Annotated in this window: 19 protein-coding genes and 1 other RNA gene; 5 read left to right on the top strand and 15 right to left on the bottom strand. The window is 60.0% G+C overall.

What is annotated here, in order from left to right; genetic code table 11:
• Positions 1 to 253: 253 nt before the first annotated feature.
• From hslU to QEP12_RS03775, 10 genes are all read right to left on the bottom strand, one after another.
• The gene (hslU, locus tag QEP12_RS03730) at positions 254 to 1,573 is read right to left on the bottom strand and encodes an ATP-dependent protease ATPase subunit HslU (RefSeq protein ID WP_219163898.1); all 1,320 of its coding nucleotides are present in this window, start codon (positions 1,571 to 1,573) and stop codon (positions 254 to 256) included.
• A gap of 74 nt (positions 1,574 to 1,647) precedes the next feature.
• On the bottom strand, positions 1,648 to 2,208 hold the full coding sequence (gene hslV / locus QEP12_RS03735; RefSeq protein ID WP_219163897.1) for an ATP-dependent protease subunit HslV: 561 nt from the start codon (positions 2,206 to 2,208) through the stop codon (positions 1,648 to 1,650).
• A gap of 62 nt (positions 2,209 to 2,270) precedes the next feature.
• Positions 2,271 to 3,917, bottom strand: coding sequence for an STAS domain-containing protein (locus QEP12_RS03740; RefSeq protein ID WP_284213378.1), 1,647 nt, complete (start codon positions 3,915 to 3,917; stop codon positions 2,271 to 2,273).
• 39 nt (positions 3,918 to 3,956) lie between these two features.
• Positions 3,957 to 4,670 (bottom strand): RNA polymerase-binding protein DksA, encoded by a 714-nt coding sequence (dksA, locus tag QEP12_RS03745; protein ID WP_257469198.1) that lies wholly within the window; start codon positions 4,668 to 4,670, stop codon positions 3,957 to 3,959.
• 184 nt (positions 4,671 to 4,854) lie between these two features.
• Positions 4,855 to 5,967, bottom strand: coding sequence for a CobW family GTP-binding protein (locus tag QEP12_RS03750; protein ID WP_284213379.1), 1,113 nt, complete (start codon positions 5,965 to 5,967; stop codon positions 4,855 to 4,857).
• A gap of 217 nt (positions 5,968 to 6,184) precedes the next feature.
• Positions 6,185 to 8,587, bottom strand: a complete 2,403-nt coding sequence (locus tag QEP12_RS03755; protein ID WP_284213380.1) for an EAL domain-containing protein — start codon at positions 8,585 to 8,587, stop codon at positions 6,185 to 6,187.
• A 175-nt stretch (positions 8,588 to 8,762) separates the two neighbouring features.
• Positions 8,763 to 9,701 (bottom strand): tyrosine recombinase XerC, encoded by a 939-nt coding sequence (locus QEP12_RS03760; protein ID WP_284213460.1) that lies wholly within the window; start codon positions 9,699 to 9,701, stop codon positions 8,763 to 8,765.
• Positions 9,702 to 9,726: 25 nt separating this feature from the next.
• Complete coding sequence (locus QEP12_RS03765; protein ID WP_219163893.1) at positions 9,727 to 10,431, bottom strand: DUF484 family protein; 705 nt, start codon at positions 10,429 to 10,431, stop codon at positions 9,727 to 9,729.
• On the bottom strand, positions 10,428 to 11,306 hold the full coding sequence (gene dapF / locus QEP12_RS03770) for a diaminopimelate epimerase (RefSeq protein ID WP_174864005.1): 879 nt from the start codon (positions 11,304 to 11,306) through the stop codon (positions 10,428 to 10,430). Before dapF ends, QEP12_RS03765 begins: the two co-directional genes overlap by 4 nt.
• Positions 11,307 to 11,543: 237 nt before the next feature.
• A complete protein-coding gene (locus QEP12_RS03775; RefSeq protein ID WP_174864007.1) occupies positions 11,544 to 12,134 on the bottom strand; it encodes a BPSL1445 family SYLF domain-containing lipoprotein in 591 nt (196 codons plus the stop codon).
• A gap of 262 nt (positions 12,135 to 12,396) precedes the next feature.
• Between QEP12_RS03775 and QEP12_RS03780 the strand changes: the two genes are divergently transcribed.
• Positions 12,397 to 12,786 carry a DoxX family protein gene (locus QEP12_RS03780; RefSeq protein WP_284213381.1) on the top strand — a complete coding sequence of 130 codons (390 nt, stop codon included), beginning with the start codon at positions 12,397 to 12,399 and terminating at the stop codon, positions 12,784 to 12,786.
• A 143-nt stretch (positions 12,787 to 12,929) separates the two neighbouring features.
• Here QEP12_RS03780 and QEP12_RS03785 read toward each other — a convergent pair whose 3' ends face one another.
• From QEP12_RS03785 to QEP12_RS03800, 4 genes are all read right to left on the bottom strand, one after another.
• A complete protein-coding gene (locus QEP12_RS03785) occupies positions 12,930 to 13,688 on the bottom strand; it encodes an RNA pseudouridine synthase (RefSeq protein ID WP_284213382.1) in 759 nt (252 codons plus the stop codon).
• On the bottom strand, positions 13,675 to 15,357 hold the full coding sequence (locus QEP12_RS03790) for an MBL fold metallo-hydrolase (protein ID WP_284213383.1): 1,683 nt from the start codon (positions 15,355 to 15,357) through the stop codon (positions 13,675 to 13,677). Before QEP12_RS03790 ends, QEP12_RS03785 begins: the two co-directional genes overlap by 14 nt.
• 105 nt (positions 15,358 to 15,462) lie before the next feature.
• Positions 15,463 to 15,804: RNase P RNA component class A (rnpB, locus tag QEP12_RS03795), an RNA gene on the bottom strand.
• Positions 15,805 to 15,838: 34 nt separating this feature from the next.
• Positions 15,839 to 16,009 (bottom strand): hypothetical protein, encoded by a 171-nt coding sequence (locus QEP12_RS03800; protein ID WP_174863670.1) that lies wholly within the window; start codon positions 16,007 to 16,009, stop codon positions 15,839 to 15,841.
• Between the two features lie 196 nt (positions 16,010 to 16,205).
• Between QEP12_RS03800 and cysK the strand changes: the two genes are divergently transcribed.
• The 4 genes from cysK (at position 16,206) to QEP12_RS03820 (ending at position 21,674) form a co-directional block, all read left to right on the top strand.
• Complete coding sequence (gene cysK, locus QEP12_RS03805; protein ID WP_284213384.1) at positions 16,206 to 17,126, top strand: cysteine synthase A; 921 nt, start codon at positions 16,206 to 16,208, stop codon at positions 17,124 to 17,126.
• A 251-nt stretch (positions 17,127 to 17,377) separates the two neighbouring features.
• The gene (locus tag QEP12_RS03810) at positions 17,378 to 19,222 is read left to right on the top strand and encodes an ABC transporter ATP-binding protein (RefSeq protein ID WP_284213385.1); all 1,845 of its coding nucleotides are present in this window, start codon (positions 17,378 to 17,380) and stop codon (positions 19,220 to 19,222) included.
• A 224-nt stretch (positions 19,223 to 19,446) separates the two neighbouring features.
• The gene (locus QEP12_RS03815) at positions 19,447 to 21,120 is read left to right on the top strand and encodes a methyl-accepting chemotaxis protein (RefSeq protein ID WP_423119255.1); all 1,674 of its coding nucleotides are present in this window, start codon (positions 19,447 to 19,449) and stop codon (positions 21,118 to 21,120) included.
• A 299-nt stretch (positions 21,121 to 21,419) separates the two neighbouring features.
• Positions 21,420 to 21,674 carry a hypothetical protein gene (locus QEP12_RS03820; protein WP_284213386.1) on the top strand — a complete coding sequence of 85 codons (255 nt, stop codon included), beginning with the start codon at positions 21,420 to 21,422 and terminating at the stop codon, positions 21,672 to 21,674.
• Between the two features lie 6 nt (positions 21,675 to 21,680).
• Here the strand turns inward: QEP12_RS03820 and QEP12_RS03825 are convergent, their stop codons facing one another.
• Positions 21,681 to 22,643, bottom strand: coding sequence for a tripartite tricarboxylate transporter substrate binding protein (locus tag QEP12_RS03825; protein ID WP_284213387.1), 963 nt, complete (start codon positions 22,641 to 22,643; stop codon positions 21,681 to 21,683).
• Between the last annotated feature and the right edge of the window lie 30 nt (positions 22,644 to 22,673).

The following is a 22,673-nucleotide window of genomic DNA, read 5'->3' on the forward strand; positions in this document are numbered from 1 at the left end:
CTTAATTGCACTTTTTTGCACTGTAGCAGCAAATTCGGGCCACGCTATTAGGGCCTTCACAAACATTTGCAATGAAATCAATGACTTAGAAAGTAAAAAATCGACCAAAAAACCAAAAAGTCTTTTACTTTCAATCACTTAACCGCTCATCAGCAGAACAATGCTGTCCTACAGCCCTTTTACGTTCTTTATCAAAACAAATCCCCCTTGGTGACAAGGCGTCACCAAGGGGGATGTGCGGGCAATGATTTGGTTACAGGATGTATCTCGACAAGTCTTCGTCCTGGCTCAGCATTTGCAGTCGTGCATCCACATAGGCTGCATCAATCGTGACGGTCTGCCCTGCCAATTTGACGGCATCAAAACTCACCTCATCGAGCAAACGTTCCATCACCGTCGACAAACGGCGCGCGCCGATATTTTCTGTGCGCTCGTTCACGGTAAAAGCGGTGTAGGCCAAACGGGTGATGCCATCTGGGGTGAAGTGCAGCTGCACCCCTTCGGTCTCCAGCAGCGCTTGGTACTGCTTGGTCAGCGATGCATGGGTTTGCGTCAGGATGGCCTCAAAGTCTTGCACCGACAGCGATTGCAACTCCACGCGGATCGGAAAGCGCCCTTGCAACTCCGGAATCAAATCACTGGGCTTGGACAGGTGGAAGGCCCCCGAAGCGATGAACAAGATATGGTCCGTCTTGACCATGCCGTACTTGGTGGACACCGTCGTTCCTTCCACCAGCGGCAGCAAGTCACGCTGCACCCCTTGGCGTGAGATGTCAGAACCACTGGCTTCCTGGCGTGTCGCCACCTTGTCAATCTCATCGATAAAGACAATGCCGTTTTGCTCCAAGTTGGCAAGGGCGCGGGCCTTGGTCTCTTCTTCGTTGACCAGCTTGGCGGCTTCTTCGTCCACCAACTGCTTCAAGGCATCTTTGATCTTGAGCTTGCGCGTCTTGCGGCGCTCTTGGCCCAGTTGGCTGAACATGCCGCGCAACTGCTCGGTCATCTCTTCCATGCCCTGAGGGCCCATGATCTCCAGCTGGGGCTTGGCTTCCGCCAAGTCGATTTCTATTTCTTTATCGTCCAGTTGCCCCTCGCGCAGCTTTTTGCGAAAGATCTGGCGCGTGCTGTTGTCTTCCACGGGAGCATCCCCCGTGCGCGCTGGGGGCAGCAGCACATCCAGCACACGGTCTTCGGCCGCGTCTTCCGCCCGCATGCGCAGCTTTTTCATTTCGCTCTCGCGCGCTTGCTTGACGGCAATTTCCGCCAAATCGCGAATGATTGAGTCCACGTCCTTGCCCACATAGCCCACCTCGGTGAACTTGGTGGCCTCCACCTTGATGAAAGGCGCATCGGCCAAACGTGCCAGACGGCGGGCAATCTCGGTCTTGCCTACGCCAGTGGGGCCAATCATCAAAATGTTTTTGGGCGTGATCTCTTGGCGCAGGCCATCCGCCACCTGCTGGCGACGCCAGCGGTTGCGCAAGGCAATAGCCACGGCACGCTTGGCCGCTGACTGGCCCACGATGTGGTTGTCCAGCTCGGAAACAATTTCCTGGGGGGTCATGGAGGACATAAGCAAATATCAGTCAAATCAGGCTCTAGCGCTTATCCAGAAAGCGCTAGCAGCTATTAATATTTCACAGCCAATCAGCGCGGCGTGGTGGGCAACACCTCTAGGGTGTGGTTCATGTTCGTGTAGATGCACAGCTCACCCGCAATTTCCAGCGACTTTTTCACGATTTCCTCTGCGGACAAGTCGGTGTTATTGAGCAAGGCTTTGGCCGCCGAGTGGGCATACGCACCGCCCGAGCCAATTGCCACAATGCCTTGTTCGGGCTCCAGCACATCGCCGTTGCCCGTGATGATGAGCGAAGCGGAGTGGTCGGCCACGGCCAGCATCGCTTCCAGTTTGCGCAGTACGCGATCGGTGCGCCATTCTTTGGTCAGCTCAATGGCTGCACGGGTCAGGTGGCCTTGGTGTTTTTCGAGCTTGGCTTCAAAACGCTCAAACAGGGTGAACGCATCGGCGGTAGCGCCGGCAAACCCCGCTAGCACCTTGCCGTGGTAGAGCTTGCGCACCTTGCGCGCGGTGCCCTTGACCACAATGTGCCCCAGAGTGACTTGGCCATCGCCGCCAATGGCGACTTGCACGCCCTCGGGGGTTTCGCGACGGATGCTGATGATGGTGGTGCCGTGATACTGTTCCATAGCCAATGCAGATAAGGGCTGCGCCTGTGAATACAAGCGCCCATTCTGCATTTTTTAGGCACTCAGGCGAGCGTCGCCTGCACGGTGGCGTGCTCGTGAATCCCAATCACGTGAAAAAACACCGCAACCAGCTGGTGCAACTGCGTAAAGCGCAGGATATAGCCTTGGTTTTGCATCTCTGCAGCCCAGTTGAGCAAACCACCAGCGGCCACAAAATCCAGGCGGATCAAGTTGTCGCACGCCACTTCCAGCACTTGGCCGGGCTTGGCCTGCGCAGTCAAGGCATCCAGCCACACTTGTGGGTCGCCTTCAATCACGCCTGCCAGTCCCTGCATGGCCGAAGCCACCGGAACGGGCACCAGCCCCTTGGCCTGTGCATGGGCAGAGTGCAGCGAGGCCTCTTGCAAGATGGAGATATCCGCCTCCCCCTCTTCCTGCACCACACAATGGCATTGCGGCTTGGCCCATGATGGAGGAGACACCTCGTAGGTCACGCAATAATCCAGCGCCACTTGCTCGTAATCGTCCATGCGATCCATCATGCGCAGCACTGCCATACGCAATTCCCACCACGCAGCGCAGGTGGCGGCATTCCCCACAGGTGTGTGCCGCTCCAGCAGTTGCAAGAGTTTGCCCGCATCAGACAAGACAAACTGCCCTTCGCCGTCAGACCAGGCATTCAGCAATTGGGTCAACGGCGTCAGTGCAGCCTCATCCACGGACTGCAAGCGCAGCCACGACATGCTCCAGGGCTGCGGAGCTTCTGCCTGCGCCGCACGCAACGCCGTGACCGAGCCCACCGTCAACATCGAGGGGCAAGACCATTGGAACTGTCGCTTAGGCGCATGGGGCCGTGCCGCGCCATGCAAAGCAGGCAAGCCCATACGCTCAGGAATCGACGACCACAGCGGGGCCGAACGCCCAAAATGCTCCGCATAGTCAATGGCCAGCGGTTCAAAAGCCTCTTCGTCGCCGGTCGCGCGGCACAAGTCCAGCACGGCATGCCACAGCACAGCGGCTTTGTCTTCATCCACCGCCTCCGTACTGAGCACCTGCACCAACTGCTCGAGCAAACGGGTGCGCGCACCGTCCATATCACCATGGGCGAACAAGATGGCGGCTTCTTCCAAGTCGGGATGGGGTTGAAAAACGGGCAATGCAGCGGCAGGCGCTGCGGGCGATAGCGCGGCAGCGGGCGCAGGGGACATAGGCACCACCTGCGAGGGCAGTGCTACCGGCGCAGGGGCTGGGGGCTGCACCACGCTGTCTTCACCCAGCACAGGAATGTCACCCAGCGGGCGCGCCGTGGAAGGTCGTGGTGTGGCGGTTTTTTCTACCTTGGCAGCAGTTTGCGCAGAACTGCGCCACCACTGGCCAGACATTTGTGCCTCAATGGCATCAATTTTTTGCAGGGTTTCGGTACTGCGGGTTTCCTGACCGAGCAGGGATGACAGTGCATCATCCTTGGCGGCTTGGCTGGCACTGACTTGCCCCCCAACTTCATTGCGCTGGCGCAGCAACCGCAGTTGGGCAAACTCATGCAAGCGTATGGCCTCATTGCGGCGCTTGCGCACCATCGACTCTTGCAGCACTTCACGTGCACTCAGACTGTCGGGATCGATAGATGAAGCACTGGCAGCGGGGGTGCCGCGCACCATGTGCATCACCTTGTTGAAAAAACCACCTGATTTTCCGCTGTCTGGATGCATGTGCAGTTTTCAAAGCCGTGCTGATAGCACGGCACTCCCTCAATCGCCGAACATTTTTTGTTTGAGCTCACGGCGCTGCTGCGCTTCCAGCGACAGTGTCGCTGTCGGGCGTGCCAGCAAACGTGGCACACCGATGGGCTCACCCGTCTCATCGCAGTAACCATAGTCACCTGCGTCGATTCGAGCAATGGATTGTTCGATTTTTTTCAAAAGCTTACGTTCGCGGTCGCGTGTACGCAACTCCAGCGCATGCTCTTCTTCAATGGTGGCGCGGTCTGCGGGATCGGGCACCACCACGGTGTCTTCGCGCAGGTTTTCTGCGGTTTCACCCGCGTTTTGATGCATGTCTTGCTTGAGCTTGACCAGCTTGGCGCGGAAGTACGCCATCTGTACATCGTTCATGTACTCGTCGTCAGGCATCGCAATGATTTCCGCATCGGTCAGCTCTTCCAAAGGCTTGGTCTTCCAGTTGTTCGCCAGCTTGGGGTCGCGTTTGGTCACAGAGGAAGTAGGCACAGAAGTTGTCGTTGGCATGGTGTTGTTTGAAACGGCCTTGGTAACTGCTGCAGGTGCAGCAGCGGCCTTGGTGGGTTCATGGGTCACAGCGCGGGACTTGCTGCCCGCTGTGGTTTTGGCGGCAGCAGCGCTGGGCTTGGCTGCAGTTTTTTCGCCTGCGGGCTTACCCTTCTGCTCGGCGGTGGCGGCAACCACTTTGGGTGCGGCTTTTTTCTTGCTCGTATCGACTGCTGTCACTTCCTGTCTCCTCACAGTACTAGCACGGCCCAGTCGGTTCACCCATCAGGTATGAAGTACCGGGTTCTTATCAGGGGCGCGATTGTATCGGTCAGACACGGCTTAACCCCTAAAGTTGTACATAACGCACAAGCTTGTCTGGTTTAACCCTGATTCGCACAATGCTTTTCAGGGCCTCACCCCCTTATACCAAGCACTGATCCAGACCTTGGCGCAAGATATCTTGCGGCAAATCAATCCCGATGAAGACCATCTTGCTTTGGCGCTTTTCGCCCTCTGCCCAGTCTGGGCCCAAATCACTGCCCATCAACTGGTGCACGCCCTGGAAGATGACCTTGCGGTTGGTGCCCTGCATGTGCAGCACGCCTTTGTAGCGCAGCATCTTGGGGCCGTAGATATTCACGATGGCACCCAGAAAGTCTTCCAGCTTGGCGGGATCGAAGGCCTTGTCCGCACGGTAGACAAAGCTTTTCACATCGTCGTCATGGTGGTGATGGTGCGGATGGTTGCAGTGCTCACCGTGCGCATGGTCATGGCCGCAGTCGTGGCCGTGTGCATGCTCGTGGTCATGCCCTTCATGGCTGCAATGGCCGTGGTCATGGTCGCAGTGGCTGTGATCGTGGTCATGACCATGGTCATCTTCCTTAAGGAAGTCGGGGTCGATGTCCAGCTTGGCGTTCAGGTTGAAGCCACGCAGGTCAAACACCTCGTTCAGGGCCACATCGCCAAAGTGCACGGCCTTGATGGGGGCACGGGGGTTCATGTGCTTGAGGCGGTGAATCAGCGCGTCTTTTTCTGCCTCGGTCACCAGATCGGTCTTGGACAGGAATATCTGGTCGGCAAAGCCGACCTGGCGGCGCGCTTCCTGGCGGTCGTCCAGTTGCTGGTTGGCGTGCTTGGCGTCCACCAAGGTCAAGATGGAGTCGATCAGGTAGGTTTCCGCAATCTCATCGTCCATGAAGAAGGTTTGCGCCACGGGGCCTGGGTCGGCCAAACCGGTGGTTTCGATCACGATGCGGTCAAATTCCACCAGGCCCTTGCGGCGCTTGGCGGCCAGCAGTTGCAGCGCTTCGCGCAGGTCTTCGCGGATGGTGCAGCAGATGCAACCGTTGCTCATCTGCAGGATTTGCTCGGTGGACTCGGCGCGCAGAATGTCGGTGTCGATGTTTTCTTCACCAAACTCGTTTTCAATCACAGCGATCTTCATGCCGTGCGACTCGCTGAGCACGCGCTTGAGCAGCGTGGTCTTGCCCGCGCCCAAAAAGCCGGTGAGGATGCTGACGGGAATGAGTGCCATGGAAGTACAACCTTGTCGCAATGTGCAAACTGCAGCCGTGCAGCTTGCTGATTAATCAAAGCCCAAGCGCTCAGCCGACGATGGCCGCGCGCCAGAGGCCGAAAGTGTAGCCAGTGCAGCAAGCACATGGCCCCAGCAGGGATGTGCCAATTCTTAGTGTTTTAAGGCTCTGACGCTTATACAGAAAGCGCTGGTAGCTATCAATATTAATACACCCTCAGGCAACCACACGGTTTTCCAGCAGGCTGGCCATGGAGGCCAGGTTCAAGTCCCCCACCAAAACACCGGTAAAGCGCCCGCTGGTGCCGTACATCGGCACGGCAATGGTCAGGCAAAAGTCTTCGGTGGCGCTGGACAGGTAAATGGGGGAGACAAAAGCCTGCCCACTGTCCCGCACATGGGCAAAGTAGGACTGGCCACTGCGGTTGGCCCCGGCACCGCCTGCGCGAATGCGGCCGTACATGGCGGGGTTGATCCAGTTGGCACAGGTTTGCACGCCCTGGGCATCCAGCTCAAACAGCACCTCAAAAAACGGGTAGGCCTTGAAGACATGGTCCAGCGCGCGGGCATCGCGCCCACGCGGCTCTTGCAGCAGGCGCTGCAAGATGTCGAGCACATGCGCCTCCCAGCCCGACATGTTGTCGCCCCGGGCTTCGGGGTGAATCACGCGCGGCGTTTGTGCCTCCACCACAATCACATTGCCGCCTACGTTTTTGCCCACTTTTTTCAGCTTGGCGGCGCGCGCCGAGGCTTCCACACAGTCTTGCGGCATGCCCGTGCTGCCGTTCACGCACGACACCGACATGCTGGCAACGGGGTGGCTTTCCCCATCTTCGGTCACAAAATAGCCACGCTGCAGGTCTTCGGTGTCGTACAGGTGCTGCGCCAGGGTATGAAACTGCGCCATGGCGCGTTGCAGCTGGGGAATGAGCAAGGGGTCAGGCTGGTCAAACAGCACGATGAAATCATCACCCCCAATGTGCCCGAGCATGCACTCCGTGCTCATCGCGAACACGTGGCGCAAAATTTCTGCCAGCGTGCGGATCATGGCGTCGCCGCGCACAAAACCATAGCGGTCGTTGAAGGCCTTGAAATGATCCAGGTCGATATACACCAGCTCCAGATGCCCATGCTTGCGGGCAATGCGCATTTCAATCGCCTGGCGCAGCGTGGGCCCGGTGGGCAACTGTGACAGCGGGTGCAAGCTGGCGCCATGCGCTTGCCGCGCCAGCAGGTGAGAGACCAGCATCATCGGCTCCAGCGTGCCGATGTAGCAGCCGTGCTCATCCACCACCGCCCAGGGCGTGGTCTCCATGCGCTCCAGATACAGGCTGCGCGCCAAGGCCGTCAGGCCCATATTGAACGGCAGCATGCGCTGCAACGGCTGCGCGCCCTGCGCCACCGTGCGGGTGTGCCGCGCCAGCGCACGCCCACGGGGCAAGACGGCCACGGGGCGCCCCCCATCGGTCAGCATGCACCACGGCAGCTCTGGCGATTCCCGAAACGCTTGGCGCACCAGCGTCAGCGGGGCCTGGATATCAAACGCCGGCGGCGACTCGATCACATCGGTGATGCAAAAGCGGTCCACGCGCTGCACGGGCACGCTTTTGTCGGCAGCGGGCACCCCCAGCTTGCCCGTTAATGGTGCATAACTGGGGCGCGCCAGCAAATAGCCTTGCACCAAATGAATGCCCAGGGAGCGGCAAAACGCCACATCTTCGGTGCGCTCCAAGCCCTCGGCAATCACGGTTGCACCCAAGCGCTCGGCCATCGACACCAGCGCTTCGAGCAGCACCGAGCGCACCCGGCTGCCCCGCGCTTCGTGCACCAGCCCCCGGTCGACCTTGATGTAGTCAGAGCGCACCATGCCCAGCACCGACAGGCAGTTAAAGCCCGCCCCCATATCGTCCAGCGCAATACGCAGCCCCTGGCGGCGCAGGTCATCACAGCGCTGTGCCAGCCCGGCAGGGTCAACTTTTTCACTCTCCACCACTTCAATCACCACCTCCTGGTGGTCAATGCCCCAGTCACTGAGCCACTGCACAAACTGCGCGGGCCAGTGGGGCTGCATGAGCGTGGACGGCAGCACGTTCAAGAACAAGGTCGTGCCCGGCTCCAAATCTGCGGCCTTGCGCTGCAAGGCTTTTTGCTGCAACGCCATATCCAGCGCATCCAGCCGCCCCAGGTGGCGCGCCAGGGTGAAGGTTTCATAGCCGTTGAGCAATGCCCCGTCTGGGGTGCGCAAGCGGCACAGCGCCTCTTGCGCATGGATGCGCCCGCCATCCGCCAAATCGATGATGGGCTGAAAGTGCACGTCCACATATTTTTCGATGCCGCTTTGCAGCCACGGGTAGCGCAGCCGCGTCAACAGCACCATGAACGGCACGGCGTTATCCAGCAGCAGGGCGGGCGACTGCTGCGCGGCCACCTGCACCACAGCCACCAGCGTCAAGGCCAGCACTTGCTCGTCCACGTCTTGCGCCAGTTGCTGCATCAGCGCCAGCACAGCGTCTGGGTGTGGCAGCTTGAACACCCACACATTGCGCCCCATGCGCATGCCCTGCAAACGCTCCCAGCCAGGGGGAATGTGGTGTCCTTCGTATTTGAGCAATAACTCCATGGTGCTTGTCCCGCTCATTCGCTTGTATAAAAAGGTAACAAGCAATAAGCACACCATGTCGCTGTACAAAAACAAGAGCGGCTAGCGTTCGATAAACAGGCTTCTCAGCACTAAAACAGCTTGAGAAGCTTTACTTTCATCCGCTAGCAGCTCCTCTTTCAGAAGCAAGCAGCGTTCAAGATTTCTTGCGTGCCCGGGGGTGGGCCTGCTCATAGGCCTGGGCCAGGTGCTGAAAATCCAGCCGCGTATAGATTTGCGTGGTGGAGATGTTGGCGTGCCCCAGCAACTCTTGCACCGCACGCAAATCGCCACTGGACTGCAGCACATGGCTGGCAAACGAATGGCGCAGCACGTGCGGATGCACGGCCACCGGCAGGCCCGCTTGCTGGCTGCGCTGACGCAAGCGCAGCCACACCATCTGCGGCGTAATGCGCGCACCGCGCGCGCCCACAAACAGCGCAGACTCGGCCCACTGAACGCCAAACCGGCTGGCACGCAGCGCCAACCAGCGTTGCAGCGCAGCTTTGGCGGGCGCCCCCACGGGGACGCTGCGGCGCTTGCCGCCTTTGCCTGTCACATGCACCAAACCCGCCTGCAGATCCAGCCACCCCAGCCCAGAGCCCGCTTGCACGTCCAGATGGGCCAACTCACTCACGCGCAAGCCACTGCTGTAGAGCAGCTCGGTCATGGCGGCATCGCGCGCCTCTTCCCAGGGGTCTGCCGCAGCGTTCACAAATGCGGCCAGCTGCACGGCCGCGTCCACGCCCAAGGCTTTGGGCAAGGGCTTGGAAGTTTTCGGGGCGCGAATGCCCTCCACCGGATTGCGCTCTACCCAGCCCTGCCACGCCGCCCATTTAAAAAAACCACGCCAGCACGACAGCCACAACGCAATGCTGCGCCCGTGGCGGCCTTTGGCATGCAAAGCGGCCACAAAACGGCGTATCTGCGGAGGTTGCAGTGCCAGCACCTCGTGGCCGGCTTGCGCAGCCATGGCCTGCAATTGCTGCAGGCCTTCGGTGTAGATGGCTACCGTGCGCGGGGCCAGGCGCCGCTCACTGGCGACATGCTGCAGATAGGCCTGCAGCTGTGGCGCAAGTGCAACCGCGTCTGGCATACCCATGCTCGCGCCTAAGCGCCCATTAATTGCCCGAGGGCATCACACGCAAACGCCCCAGCGCGGCGCTGGCCTGCTCGGCAATGCGCGAGAGGAATTCCGTGCCCATGGTGGCATCAAAACGCAGCGGATCGGGCGAGCCCAACACCAGCAGACCGAAGGCGGGGCTTTGGCTGTCGTTGGGGCCTTCGCGCAGCGTCAGCAGTGCCATAGACTGCACTTCACTGGGGTTGGGCAGCCAGGCCGTGGGCTCAAAACCCAGGTTGGGGCCGCAAAACGGCATGGTCAGCGAGGTGGCAAACGACTTGGCATCTTCGCTCACGCCCATGGTGAACAGCTGGCCCACATAAGGCCCAGCCACATCCCACACGCGGATGCCGACTTGCGGCACATCGAATTCTTTTTGAATGCCTTCGGCAATGGCGCGGGGCAGTTGGCGCACGTCTTGCACCGCAGCCAAGTTGCAGCTCCAGCGATGGATTTTGTGTGCAATGGCGGAGTTTTCACTGCTGTTGCGCACCATTTCCATGATGCGGCCTTCCAGGCCCTTGATTTTGTCGCGCAACATTTCTGCCTGGCGCTCTTGCAAGCTCACAGCGCGCTGGCCGTGACCGCTGCTCAGGTGCACGGCCGTCAGCATTTCTGCATGGCGCTCAAAAAACTCTGGGTGTTGCAGCAGGTACTCGGCAATGCTGGCTTCATTCATGGCGGGTGTTTCAATGCTGTTCATAGTTCTTCGGGAATGTGTATCTGACCTTCAAACACCGTGGTGGCAGGCCCCGTCATCATGACAGCGTCTTGCGCGCCCCCCGTCCATTCAATGGTCAGCAGACCCCCGCGAGTATGCACGTCTACGCGGTGGTCTAGCACCCCCAAAAGGATACCGGCAACCACTGCCGCGCACGCTCCCGTGCCGCAGGCCAGTGTTTCACCGGCGCCGCGCTCGTACACGCGCAGCTTGACTGCAGTGCGCGAGAGCACCTGCATAAAGCCTGCATTCACGCGCTGTGGAAAGCGTATATGGCGCTCAATCTGTGGGCCGACGATGGCCACCGGGGCAGCTTCCACATCCTCCACCAGTTGCACCGCATGCGGGTTGCCCATGGACACAGCCACCACCTGCACCTGGTCGAGCGGCGCAGGGCCTTGCAAGGCCAAGGGCCACACCAGCGCTTGAGACTGGCGCTGTTGCGGCAGGCCCGATACATCAAACGGCACGCGCGCTGGCTCCAGCACGGGCGCGCCCATGTTCACCGTGACGCGGCCATCCGCAGTGAGCTGGGGGGCAATCACCCCCGCTTGGGTCTGTACGCGAATCTCGGTCTTGGGCGTCAAGCCTTTGTCATGCACATAACGTGCAAAACAGCGTGCGCCGTTGCCGCACTGCTCTACCTCACCGCCATCGGCGTTGTGGATGACATATTCAAAATCCACCCCTGGTGCGGGGGAAGGGCGCACCGTCAAAATTTGGTCGGCCCCCACCCCAAAGTGGCGATCCGCCAGAAAACGGTAGTGCGCAGGCGTCAGGCCCAAGCGCCCCTGGGTCTCGTCCAGCACGACAAAGTCGTTGCCAGCGCCTTGCATTTTGGTGAATCGAACTTGCATAAGCAGTGCACAAAGAGCAAAGCCCAAAGCTTAGACCTTTTTTCCACGCTGCCGCACAAACTGGTGCTGCCTGTGTGCCCCGTGCGCAGATATTTTCTGCGGTGACACAGCACTTCCAAAAATTAAAAGCATAGCTAACGGTGCTTGATAAGTCTGCCTCAAACGCTTATTTGACACTGATAAAAAAAGACCGGCAGATGCCGGTCTTTGTACACAAACCTTGGTGCGATGCGCTATTTACATATTGATCTTGCTGATCTTGCTGCCATTGACCGAGACGCCGGCCTCCAGGCCCGTGTTGTTCAGCACATAGCTGCTCACCGGGGCATTGGCTGTGGTGGTGTCAATCGCGCCATTGGCGCCAGCCTTGCCCACTGCCACGTTGGCATCGGCACCTACCGACCAGCCATCGCTCTTGACGAATTTGTCATACGCATCTTGTGCGCTGAACACATAAATCACCGCTTTGGATTGACCGCCAGCCTGCCAGCCAATCGACGCTGCGGTGGTGCTGTAGTAGCCACGTGTGGTGCCATTAGAGCGCAGCACGCACTTGCCGTGTTCTGCGCCAATCACAAAGCTGCCGCCGATCACCGCAGGGCACACCAGCACGCCCCTGGACTTGGCCACCAGCTCACGGGTGCCAGGCATGGCGCTGTACAAACGGTTCAGCGCTGCAGTCGACTGCGACTCCAGTTCAGCGCGGCTGTTGGGTGCCGAGCCCTTGCCCTGGGTGTTGCCGGTCGAAGTGCAGCCCGCCATCACCAGTGCAGCGGCCACCGCGCCAGAAGCCCAAACCACAGAACGCACAGAGAAAGTCTTTTGCATAGTCAGAACCCTCGAAAAAGTATGAATAAGCACACGCACAAGCTGCAAGACAGCAGCTGTGGCGCATGGCTGAAAATCATCCTAGAGGGCTTGTTCGCCCACGCCAACCCTGTTCAAACAGGTCTGGCCCCAGACCTACAGCCAACGTCAGATGCGCCTGCCCTCTGCATGCGCTGGCGCCCCACAAGCCAGTGGACTGCAACCGTTTCTCCCTGTTTTCCCACGGATTGAAAACGCATTTTTTGTTTTACTCTGTGGCCTTATGAGCTTCTGGAAACACTTCTACCATCCCCATGCGGCCATGGTGCTGCTGCGCGTCACCTTGGCAGTGCTGATGCTGTTTCACGGCTGGGCCAAGATCACCAACGGTGTCGGCGGCATTGAGAGCATGCTGGTCAAAGCAGGCTTGCCCGGCTTTTTGGCCTATGCGGTGTTTCTGGGCGAAGTGGTGGCTCCGCTGTTTTTGCTGGTGGGGCTGTATGTGGTGCCTGCGGCGCTGGTCGTGGTCATGAACATGCTGGTGGCCTTGGTGCTGGTGCACACCAATCACTTCTTGCAGCTAAGCAAATCGGGCGGCTGGGCGCTGGAGTTGCAGGCTTTTTTCTTGGTGACGGCCTTGGTTGTTGCCATGGGGCACAGCAAAAGCAAATAGCCCCTGCAGCCTCTGCGGCACCCGGCGCATGCATGCCCTAAGAAATGGAACATGAAAAAAGGCGCGGAATTCGCGCCTTTTTTCGTGGGGGCACAAGGCCTCTACAACCAGGTACGCCCCGCACTCGGGCAATCAAGCGCTGCTTAAAAGCGCTCCCAAGGCATGAGATAGCGCCACTGGCCTTCATCCAGTTTGGCCATGGAGATACGCCCCACGCGCAGGCGCTTGAGGCCCACCAGCTTCAGCCCCACACCCCGGCACATGGCGTCAATCTCTTCGGGGAAGATGCCTTTGAGGGCAAAACGCAGGCGGTTATCGCTTTGCCAACTCACCTTGGTGCGTGGCAGGCGCTTGCCCGCGATAGCCGTGCCGTTGCACAGGCTCTCCAGCCCCTCCGCATCCAGACTGCCTTGCACATGGGCAATGCACTCCTGCTCGATATACAGCGCATCGTCTGTCAGCTTGCGCGCAATCCGGCGGTCTTGGGTCAGCACCGTCAAGCCGCTGGCGGGCACAGGCAGTGGCTCCAGGCACTCCAGATTCTGAAAATGCTTTTGCAGCATGCGAATCGGGGCTGGCGTATCGCCTTGGTGCCAGTTCTCGGGGGTGAGCAAATCCAAAGCATTGAGCTTGCCTGCGGCTTGCACCGAGTAGCCCGCAGGCTTGTGCAGCAAGATGGTGACAGGCGGAACATGCTCGGCCTTGGCACCTGCGGCCACGGTAATTACTTGCTGGGGCAGCACGCGGGCACCGGGGTGCTCCACGGTCACGCCGTCTATTTGGACGGCGCCGTTTTCAATGTACAGCTCTGCTTCGGCGCGCGAGCAGGCCAGTTGCTCCGCCAGTCGCTTGGAGAGGCGGACGCTGTTGTCGTTGTTCTTGGGGTGTTCAGTCGGTGACATGCAGCAAGCCTAAAGCACGAATGCGTTCCACGTGCGCAATCAGGCTTCTTTCCGCCAGTTTCCACAGGTTTTGCGGCGTGTCGGCATAAGCCAGCGCCACCCAGTCTTGCGGGCTGCCATCAGGCTGCGCCCGCATGGCGGCCATCACCTTGGCCTCGCGCGCCAGCCGGTGGGCTTTGAGCTTGGCAATCACCTGGTGCGCATGGCCCAGCACATAGCCATGGGCGGGCAGCACAAACTCCACCCCTTCGGCGCAGCACAAGGCAGCCAGTTTGTCGAGGCTGTCGATGTAGTCACGCATATTGCCGTCGGGCGTGTCGATGATGGGGGTGCTGCCGTTCAAGATGTGGTCGCCACTGAACAGCAGCGCATCTTCTTGCAGCAGCAGGCACAGGTGGTTGGCTGCATGCCCCGGCGTGGATATGGCGCGCAAGGTGTGCGTCACATTCACAGTGTTTTCGGCCTCTAGCGCTTGCGCAGCAAGCGTCAGTCGCTCTCCATCTTGAAGCACCACATCCGGCACAAAGTGGCTGTTGGCCCGCGCCGTGGGGGCCGAAGGCAGGCCGTAAATCAGCGGTTTGGGCAAACCGCGCTGCACGCACAGCGCCTGCAGCAAGAAAGCGCCGGGGGAATGGTCCGCGTGCGAGTGCGTGCAGACAATGTGGCGCACATCACCGCCTGCCGCGTCCAGCAGCCGCGCCACATGGCCGGCATCGGCAGGGCCGGGGTCGATGGCGATATAGCCCGTGGCAGGCTCACCCACCAAATAGCTGTTGGTGCCGGGGCCGGTCATAACGTTGGCATTCGGCGCCGTCAGGCGCAGCACGTTCTTGCGCAGCGGCACAGCGCGCTCGGTTTGCCATGCCAGCTCGTGCACCACCTGCCCATCGGGGCTGACCATGGCCGCCTCACCGTAGGCCGCATCGCTGTCGAGCAAGGAGCGCTCCTTGCCGTTTTCCAGCGCAAAGCGCGGCGCAAACTTCCACAGCGGGCCTTGGGCAACCGCCGCCAAAATGGCATCCACACTGGGGAACTGGGCCAAATACGTCAACGTGCGCACGGTGGGCAGCATCATGGGCATTTGCCGGGCTTTGTGCGCTGCCAGTGCCTGTTGGGGCTCTACCCAGACGGCTTCAAACTGCTCACTGTTATCGGGTTCCGGCGTTTGCCCGTGCGGCATGCGAGCCACAAAAAACGGCACGGCAAAGCGTTTGGGCAAATGCGGTGGGGCGGTGAAATGCCCCACTTGCCACAGCGCCGCCGCATCCAGCTTGAGCCCCTGAGCGGCCAGCTGGGGCCACAAGGCCGTGCTGCGGTCCAGCCCCTGCACCGCAGCAGGATCTACGGCTGCACCCTGCGCGTTCACCGCCAGCAGCACGCCCATCTCCTCCAGCGTTTCGCGCAAGGCTGCCACCGCGGCCGTGCGCATTGTGTCGTCCATATCGGCACGAAACTGCACGACATCGTGGCCTGCTGCGGCATCCTGGGCCTCAATACCGCCACCGGGGAAGACATACATGCCGGGCGCGAAGCTGGCGCGCTCGGAGCGCCGAGAGATCAGCACTTCCCACCCGCCTGGTGCGCGGTCACGCAACAGCAGCAAAGTGGCCGCCAGCAAGGGCTGGGGCGGTGTGCACTGGGGATACAGGTATTGGTCAGAACGCAGCATGGGCCGCATTATTAATGCAGCCTTTGCCACCGCGCTGTCGCATCGGAGCAGGGCGCTGGCCATAAAAAAAGCTGGGTGCACGCACCCAGCCTTGGAAATGTGTAAGTGTGAAGTTCGCCGATAAGCCGGATTCTGTGCACAGCGGTTGCCCGCTGCGTGACTGCCATTACTCTGGGCCAGGGGTCGCCCCACTGGCTCGATGCTACCTACCCGCACACTCCGGGGGCCCCGTCAACGTGTGCCTACTTGGTATTGCTGCGCGTAGAGATTGCCCGTTTCACCCTGTCCGGTCTACCCTTGCGGGCACTCCTGACAGACTACGTCTCTGTTGCTCTGATCCTCACCTCACGGTGGACAGCTGTTAGCTGCTACGCTGCCCTATGCAGTCCGGACGTTCCTCCAGTGCCGTGTTTCCACGATCGCACCAGCGGCAGTCTGCCGAACTTCACGGGCGCAATTATCGTCCATGCCCCCGCAGTTTTCAGCGAAGTTCGGAAAGAACCCGAATGTCGTAGACGATCACGGCCATCAAGCCCAGCACTCCCAACATCATGAGCACACCGCCAAAGCGCGAGTCGCGGTACGAAAAGCCCACCAGCAAGGCCACGCACACGGCCGTCATGGCAGCCATATTGAAGTGCAAAAGTGACATAAAGAACTTCCCTTCTCTTTGAATTCTGTTTTGGAATGCATCAAAGTATCAACGATCACTGCAGCCATTTGAAGCACCACTCAATGGCCCAATGAAACACTGCGCTTATCCGTGCCGTCCATATGCATATGGCGATACGTTGGAACAAGTGCGACAAAATGCCACCATCCGCACTCATTTCCGCCAAGGAGACGCCATGAAATTTGACAACGTCCTGCAGACCATTGGTAACACCCCCATCATCCGCATGAACCGCATTTTTGGCGCGGGCGCCAATGTCTGGATCAAGTCCGAACGCGGCAATCCCGGCGGCTCCATCAAAGACCGGATTGCCCTGTCGATGGTCGAAGCCGCTGAAAAATCGGGTGCCCTGAAACCCGGCGGCGTCATCATTGAGCCCACCAGCGGCAACACCGGCGTAGGCCTGGCACTGGTGGCCGCCGTCAAGGGCTACCAACTGATTTTGGTGATGCCCGAGAGCATGTCGATCGAGCGCCGCCGCCTGATGCTGGCCTACGGCGCGAAATTCGATTTAACGCCCAAAGAAAAAGGCATGAAGGGCGCGATTGCCCGCGCCGAAGAGCTGGCCGCACAAACGCCCGGCGCCTGGGTGCCGCAGCAGTTTGAAAATCCGGCCAACGTGGCGGTGCATGAGGCCACCACGGCGCAAGAAATTCTGGCCGACTTCCCCGACGGGCTGGACGTGCTGATCACCGGCGTGGGCACGGGCGGCCACCTGTCGGGCGTGGCCAAGGTGCTCAAGTCCCAGTTCCCGCATCTGAAGGTGTATGCGGTAGAGCCTGCCGCTTCGCCCGTGATTTCAGGCGGCGCCCCGGCGCCCCACCCTATCCAAGGCATTGGTGCAGGCTTTATTCCCAAGAATTTGGATGTGAGTTTGCTGGACGGCGTGATTCAGGTGGAAGGCGAGCCCGCGCGCGAATATGCTCGCCGTGCGGCCGCGCAAGAAGGGCTGCTGGCGGGTATTTCCTCCGGCGCGACGTTGGCAGCCATTGCGCAAAAACTGCCCGAGCTGCCCCCCGGTGCCAAGGTGCTGGGCTTTGCCTACGACACGGGCGAGCGTTATTTGTCGGTGGAAGGCTTTTTGCCCAGCGCTTAAACCGCTAGCCACCCCACGCCTAGCCGCTGCGCGCAAGCCCAGCGGCTTTTTATTTGCAGCGCGAACTGCGCTTGCGCAACGCCCTGATGGGGCAACCGCGCCATGCTGGCCCGCCAATAACAAGCAATAAAAAAACCTTCTAACCCTTATCAGTATTGCGCCAAAAGCTATTAATTTAAGCACCTATTGCCCGCGCTGCGCACAGGTCATGCCACTGGCCTACCATCGCCAGGGCAAGGAGAGTTGCCATCTTGTTTCGCTTTTTTGAAAACCGTATCCCCCCCTACCCTGCGGCTGAGCCCCAACAGCCGCCCGCAGGTTTTGCTGCTTTTTTGTGGTCCTGTACGCGTGGCATGCGCGGCTGGATTGTGCTGCTGACGCTGACCAGCGCCGCCCTGTCCGTCTACGAAGCATTTTTGTTTGCCGTGATGAGCCAGGTTGTGGACTGGCTGGCCACCACGCCCGTGGCGGACTTCTGGCAGCAGCAACGCGGCAGCATGCTCGGCATAGCGGCCATCTTGCTGGGCAGCATTGGGCTGCTGGCCCTGCACACCATGGTCATGCACCAGGTGCTGGCCATCAATTTTCCGATGCGCATGCGCTGGGTGTTCCACCGCCTCATGCTGGGGCAAAGCATGTCGTTTTATGCGGACGAATTTGCGGGCCGCATCACCACCAAAATCATGCAAACCGCATTGGCGGTGCGCGAGGTGATTTTCATTGTGGTGGATGTGCTGGTCGGCGTGGCCGTGTACTTCATCAGCATCTTGCTGCTGGCCGGTAGTTTTGATGCCTATTTGCTGCTGCCGTTTGGCATTTGGCTGCTGTGCTACGCCGCAGCATGCTGGTATTTTGTGCCGCGCCTGGGAGCGATTGGCAAAGCGCAGGCCGATGCGCGCTCGCTGATGACGGGCCGCGTCACCGATGCCTATACCAACATCACCACCGTCAAACTGTTTGCCCACACCCGCCGCGAAGCCGAATACGCACGCAGTGCAATGGACGACTTTAAAAAAACAGGCTATGCGCAGATGCGCCTAGTCAGCCTGTTTGAGCTGAGCAACCACACCCTCATCACCTTGCTGATACTGAGCAGCGCCAGCACCGCCTTGTGGCTGTGGACGCAAGGCCAGGTGGGCGCGGGCGTGGTGGCCGCCGTGATTGCCATGGCACTGCGCATTGCGGGCTACTCGCACTGGGTGATGTGGCAGATGACGGGCTTGTTCGAGAACGTGGGCACCATCCAGGACGGCATCACCACGCTGACCAAGCCGCGCACCATTACCGACGCCCCCAACGCCCAGCCATTGCGCGTCACGCAAGGGGCGATTGCCTTTGAAAACCTGAGCTTTGGCTACAAAGACGGTGGCAAAAAAGTCATTGATGGGCTGAACCTGCACATTCGCCCGGGCGAGCGCATTGGCCTGATTGGCCGTTCAGGCGCCGGCAAATCCACCCTGGTGAACTTGCTGCTGCGCTTTCATGAGCCGCAAAGCGGGCGCATCACCATCGATGGGCAAGACATCACCCAGGTCACGCAAGACAGCCTGCGCGGCGCCATTGGCATGGTGACGCAAGACACCTCGCTGCTGCACCGCAGCATGCGCGAGAACATCTTGTATGGCCGACCCGACGCCACCGAAGAGCAAATGCGTGCCGCCGCCGAACGTGCCGAGGCGGCCGAGTTCATCGACAGCCTGACTGACCGCCATGGCCGCAGCGGCTACGACGCCCAGGTGGGCGAGCGCGGCGTCAAGCTGTCGGGCGGCCAGCGCCAGCGCGTAGCGATTGCGCGCGTGATGCTCAAAGACGCGCCCATCTTGTTGCTGGACGAGGCCACCAGCGCGCTGGACAGCGAGGTCGAAGCTGCCATCCAGCACAGCCTGGACAGCTTGATGCAAGGCAAGACCGTGATTGCGATTGCCCACCGCCTGTCCACCATCGCGGCCATGGACCGCCTGATCGTGATGGACAAGGGCCACATCGTGGAAGAAGGCAACCACCAGCAACTGCTGCAACTGGGCGGCATCTACGCCAAGCTGTGGGCACACCAAAGCGGCGGTTTTTTGAGTGAGCCCGGCGAGGGGCTGCTTTAACACAGAGGCGGCTCCTGCCTCAGCCACTTGACCAATGCGTGCTCCGTGCAGCGCCTTGCACGACGCCCCCGCCACGCAAGGGTTGATCCAGCACAAAACTGCGCGATTTGTTGTGGCATGGGTGCAGCAGTGACATGTTGTTGCAACTAGGACTCCCTAGCATGTGAGGCCGTTTGGCGCGAATTTCTCTTAGGTACACGCCAGCGCTTTACCAAGGGAAACCCATGTACGCCACCACAGAACGCACACAGGCCAAGCAAACCCACGTTATTGCGCCGCGCCCCCCAGCACAGCACACCCCACAGCCCCCCAAGCCGGTGTTCCAAGCAGCCAAGCGCAGCATTGCGCCCCCACCCATGGAGGCCTTGCGCGATGAGGAGTTTGTGGTGCCTGAGAGCGAATTGCTCATGTCCACCACGGACCAGGCAGGCCACATCACCCACTGCAACGCCGCCTTCATCCACGTCAGCGGCTTCAGCACAGAGGAGTTGATGGGCCAGCCCCACAACATCGTGCGCCACCCGGATATGCCTAGCGAAGCATTCAAGGATTTGTGGGCCACGATTGGCCATGGCCGCGCTTGGTCGGGTCTGGTCAAAAACCGCCGTAAAGATGGGCGCTACTACTGGGTGCGCGCCTACGTCACGCCCATCATGGAGGGGCGCAAACCCATCGGCTATATGTCGGTGCGCGTCAAGCCCTCCGAAGGCGAAGTGCGCGCCGCCAGTGCGCTGTATGACAGTTTGCGCAACGGCACCCAAGGCAATCGATACCTGCATGCCGGAAGGGTGCGCCAGCATGGGCTGATGAACCAGTTGGGCAAGCTGCAGCGCGCCAGCTTCACACAGCGGCTGATGGCCTTGCTGGCACCGGTGCTGGTGGTGGCGCTGCTGTTTCCGCTGATGGGCTGGCATGCAGGCTGGCAAATCGGTGTGCAAGCAGCGCTGCTGCTGGCTTTGACAGGCTTGGCGCTGTATCGCCAGCACATCCGCGTGACCCGACCCTTCCAGGACGCAGCTGCATTGGCGCGTGATATTGCAGGCTGCAAGCTTGACGGCCCTTTACCGGCCTATTTAGGCCGCCACCCCATGGCGTTTTTGCTGGAGCGGCTCAAGCAAGTGCACATCAATTTGCGTGCGGTGGTGGGTGATGCACGGCATGAAATTGAAGGATTTTCGATGCTGTCGCGCAACCTCACGCAAGGCTCGATCAATCTGGCAAGCCGCACCGACCGGCAAGCCCAGGATTTGCAGGAAACCGCCGCAGCCATGGAAGAAATTTCCGCTACCGTCGCTAATGCCCAGCAAGCCACGGAAGAGGTGAAAAACCACAGCGAACAAAGCGCACAACTGGCCGTACAAGGCGGCAGGGCGATGGAAGAAGTCAGCACCTTGGTGCAAGACATGCACCAGTCATCGCAGCAAATGGGGCAAATTGTCTCCACGATTGAAAGCATCGCTTTCCAGACCAATATCTTGGCGCTCAATGCCGCCGTGGAAGCCGCGCGTGCCGGTGAGCAGGGCCGTGGCTTTGCCGTGGTGGCCGGTGAAGTGCGCACCCTGGCGCAAAACAGCGCCAAAGCCGCAGGTGAAATCCGCAACCTGATTGCCGCCACCAGCAACCAGATGGACCAAAGCGCACGCCACATGCAGCACGCCGGAGAGACCATCAAGCAAGCCGTTTCCTCGGTCACCCAGGTCAGCGCATTGATCCACAGCGTTGTCACCGCCACGCGGGAGCAAACCGTGGGCGTGGCCCAGGTCAACGATGCGCTGAACGATTTGGATGCCGTCACGCAGGACAACGCCCGCCTGGCCGAAGAGTCGGCCCACTCGGCCCAGGACATGAACACCAATGCAGGCATCTTGCGCCGCACCTTGGAAGTGTTTCGCATGTGATGCAGCCTCTGCCCAGCTGTGAAGCAAGCCACCTGCGGGTGGCTTTTTTGATAGCTGCCTGCGCTTGTTGTATCAAGGTTTCAGATAGAAAACCATTCAAAACTCAAAAACAACAAGCGCAAGCAGCTCTTATTTTTGACGCAGCCATGATTTATGGGATGGCTGCCCAACCATACGCGGCATCCAGCGCCACGCCTTAGCTTGCAAGGCAGATCTGCGCAGTTGTTGATGGACAGGCTAGACAAAACCACGTGCCGCTTTTTAAGGTCGCTGCCTTCACTTCACTTTGTGCAGCATTTATGAACGCCACCACCACCTTGCCCGAGTACCTCATGATCTTTGGCGAAGAAGGCCCTGTGACCGTAGAAGTCCACGGCCCCGACGGCCCCCTGGCTTTGCCAGCACGCCGCATCTGTGCCGAAGACATTGCCTGGCTGGTCAGCCTGGATGGCCAGCACCTGCGCACCGAGATGGCTTTTGACAGCCACATCCGGACATTGCTGCGCTGTGAGCTGCTTCCCGCACAGCAATGCATTCGGCTGCACGTGCAGTAAGCAGCCTTATTCCAGCCCAATGCCCTGCACGATGTCTTTTTCTTGCGCAAACGCCTGTTTGGCAAACGCCGCATAGGCTTGGTGATCGCGGTAATCCGTGCGAATGCCGTAATTGCGCACCACCTGCTGAAAAGCCGGGTCTTGCATGGCGGTTTTGATGGCTTGGTCCAACTTTTTCACCACATCCAAGGGCATGCCCTTGGGCCCAGCAATACCCAACGGCGAAGGCACATCAAATTCATAGCCCGCTTCGCGGAAGGTGGGCACATTGGCAAAGGCTTCGGGGCGGCGATCAGCCGCCGTGGCCAGCGCACGCACCTTGCCCGCTTGCACCTGCGGCAAGATGCTGTTGGCAAAAATAGCGGAAGTGATGTGCCCACCCGACAGCGCATTGATGGCCTCGGCGTCTCCCTTGAAGGGTGCGTGGTTGAGTGTGATGCCGGTCTTTTTCTCCAGCAACGCCATCGCCACATGGTTGGCGGTGAATTTGCCCGGCGTGCCGTAGCTCATCTGCCCCGGATTTTTCTTGGCCCACGCCACATAGTCTTGCACCGTCTGAATCGACGAATCGCTGGGCACCGTCAAAATAAAGTCGTAGGTCATGAAGGTGGCGATATAGGTCAAATCGCGCACCGGGTCATAAGCCACTTTCTGGATGTAGGGCTGGCGGAAAATGCCCACGGGCGCCAGCGTCAGGCGATAGCCATCGGGCCTGGCCGTCAGCATATCGACCACGCCCATCGCGCCAGCCGCACCCGCCTTGTTTTCCACCACCACGTTTTGCCCCAAAGCTTTCCCCATGCCCAGCCCCAAGGCACGCGCAATCACATCGGTCACCCCGCCAGGGCCATACGGCACGATGAGCGTGATGGGTTTGTTCGGGAAGGTTTCGCTTTGGGCGTGCACAGCGCTTGCTGCCAAGCTCGCCGCCATCGCCACCACGCCCCACATCCAAGCACGTCGCTGCATATCTGCCTCCTGATGTTTACCGTTGCACAG

Source organism: Comamonas jiangduensis (assembly GCF_030162955.1).
Taxonomy (GTDB): Bacteria; Pseudomonadota; Gammaproteobacteria; order Burkholderiales; family Burkholderiaceae_C; genus Comamonas; species Comamonas jiangduensis.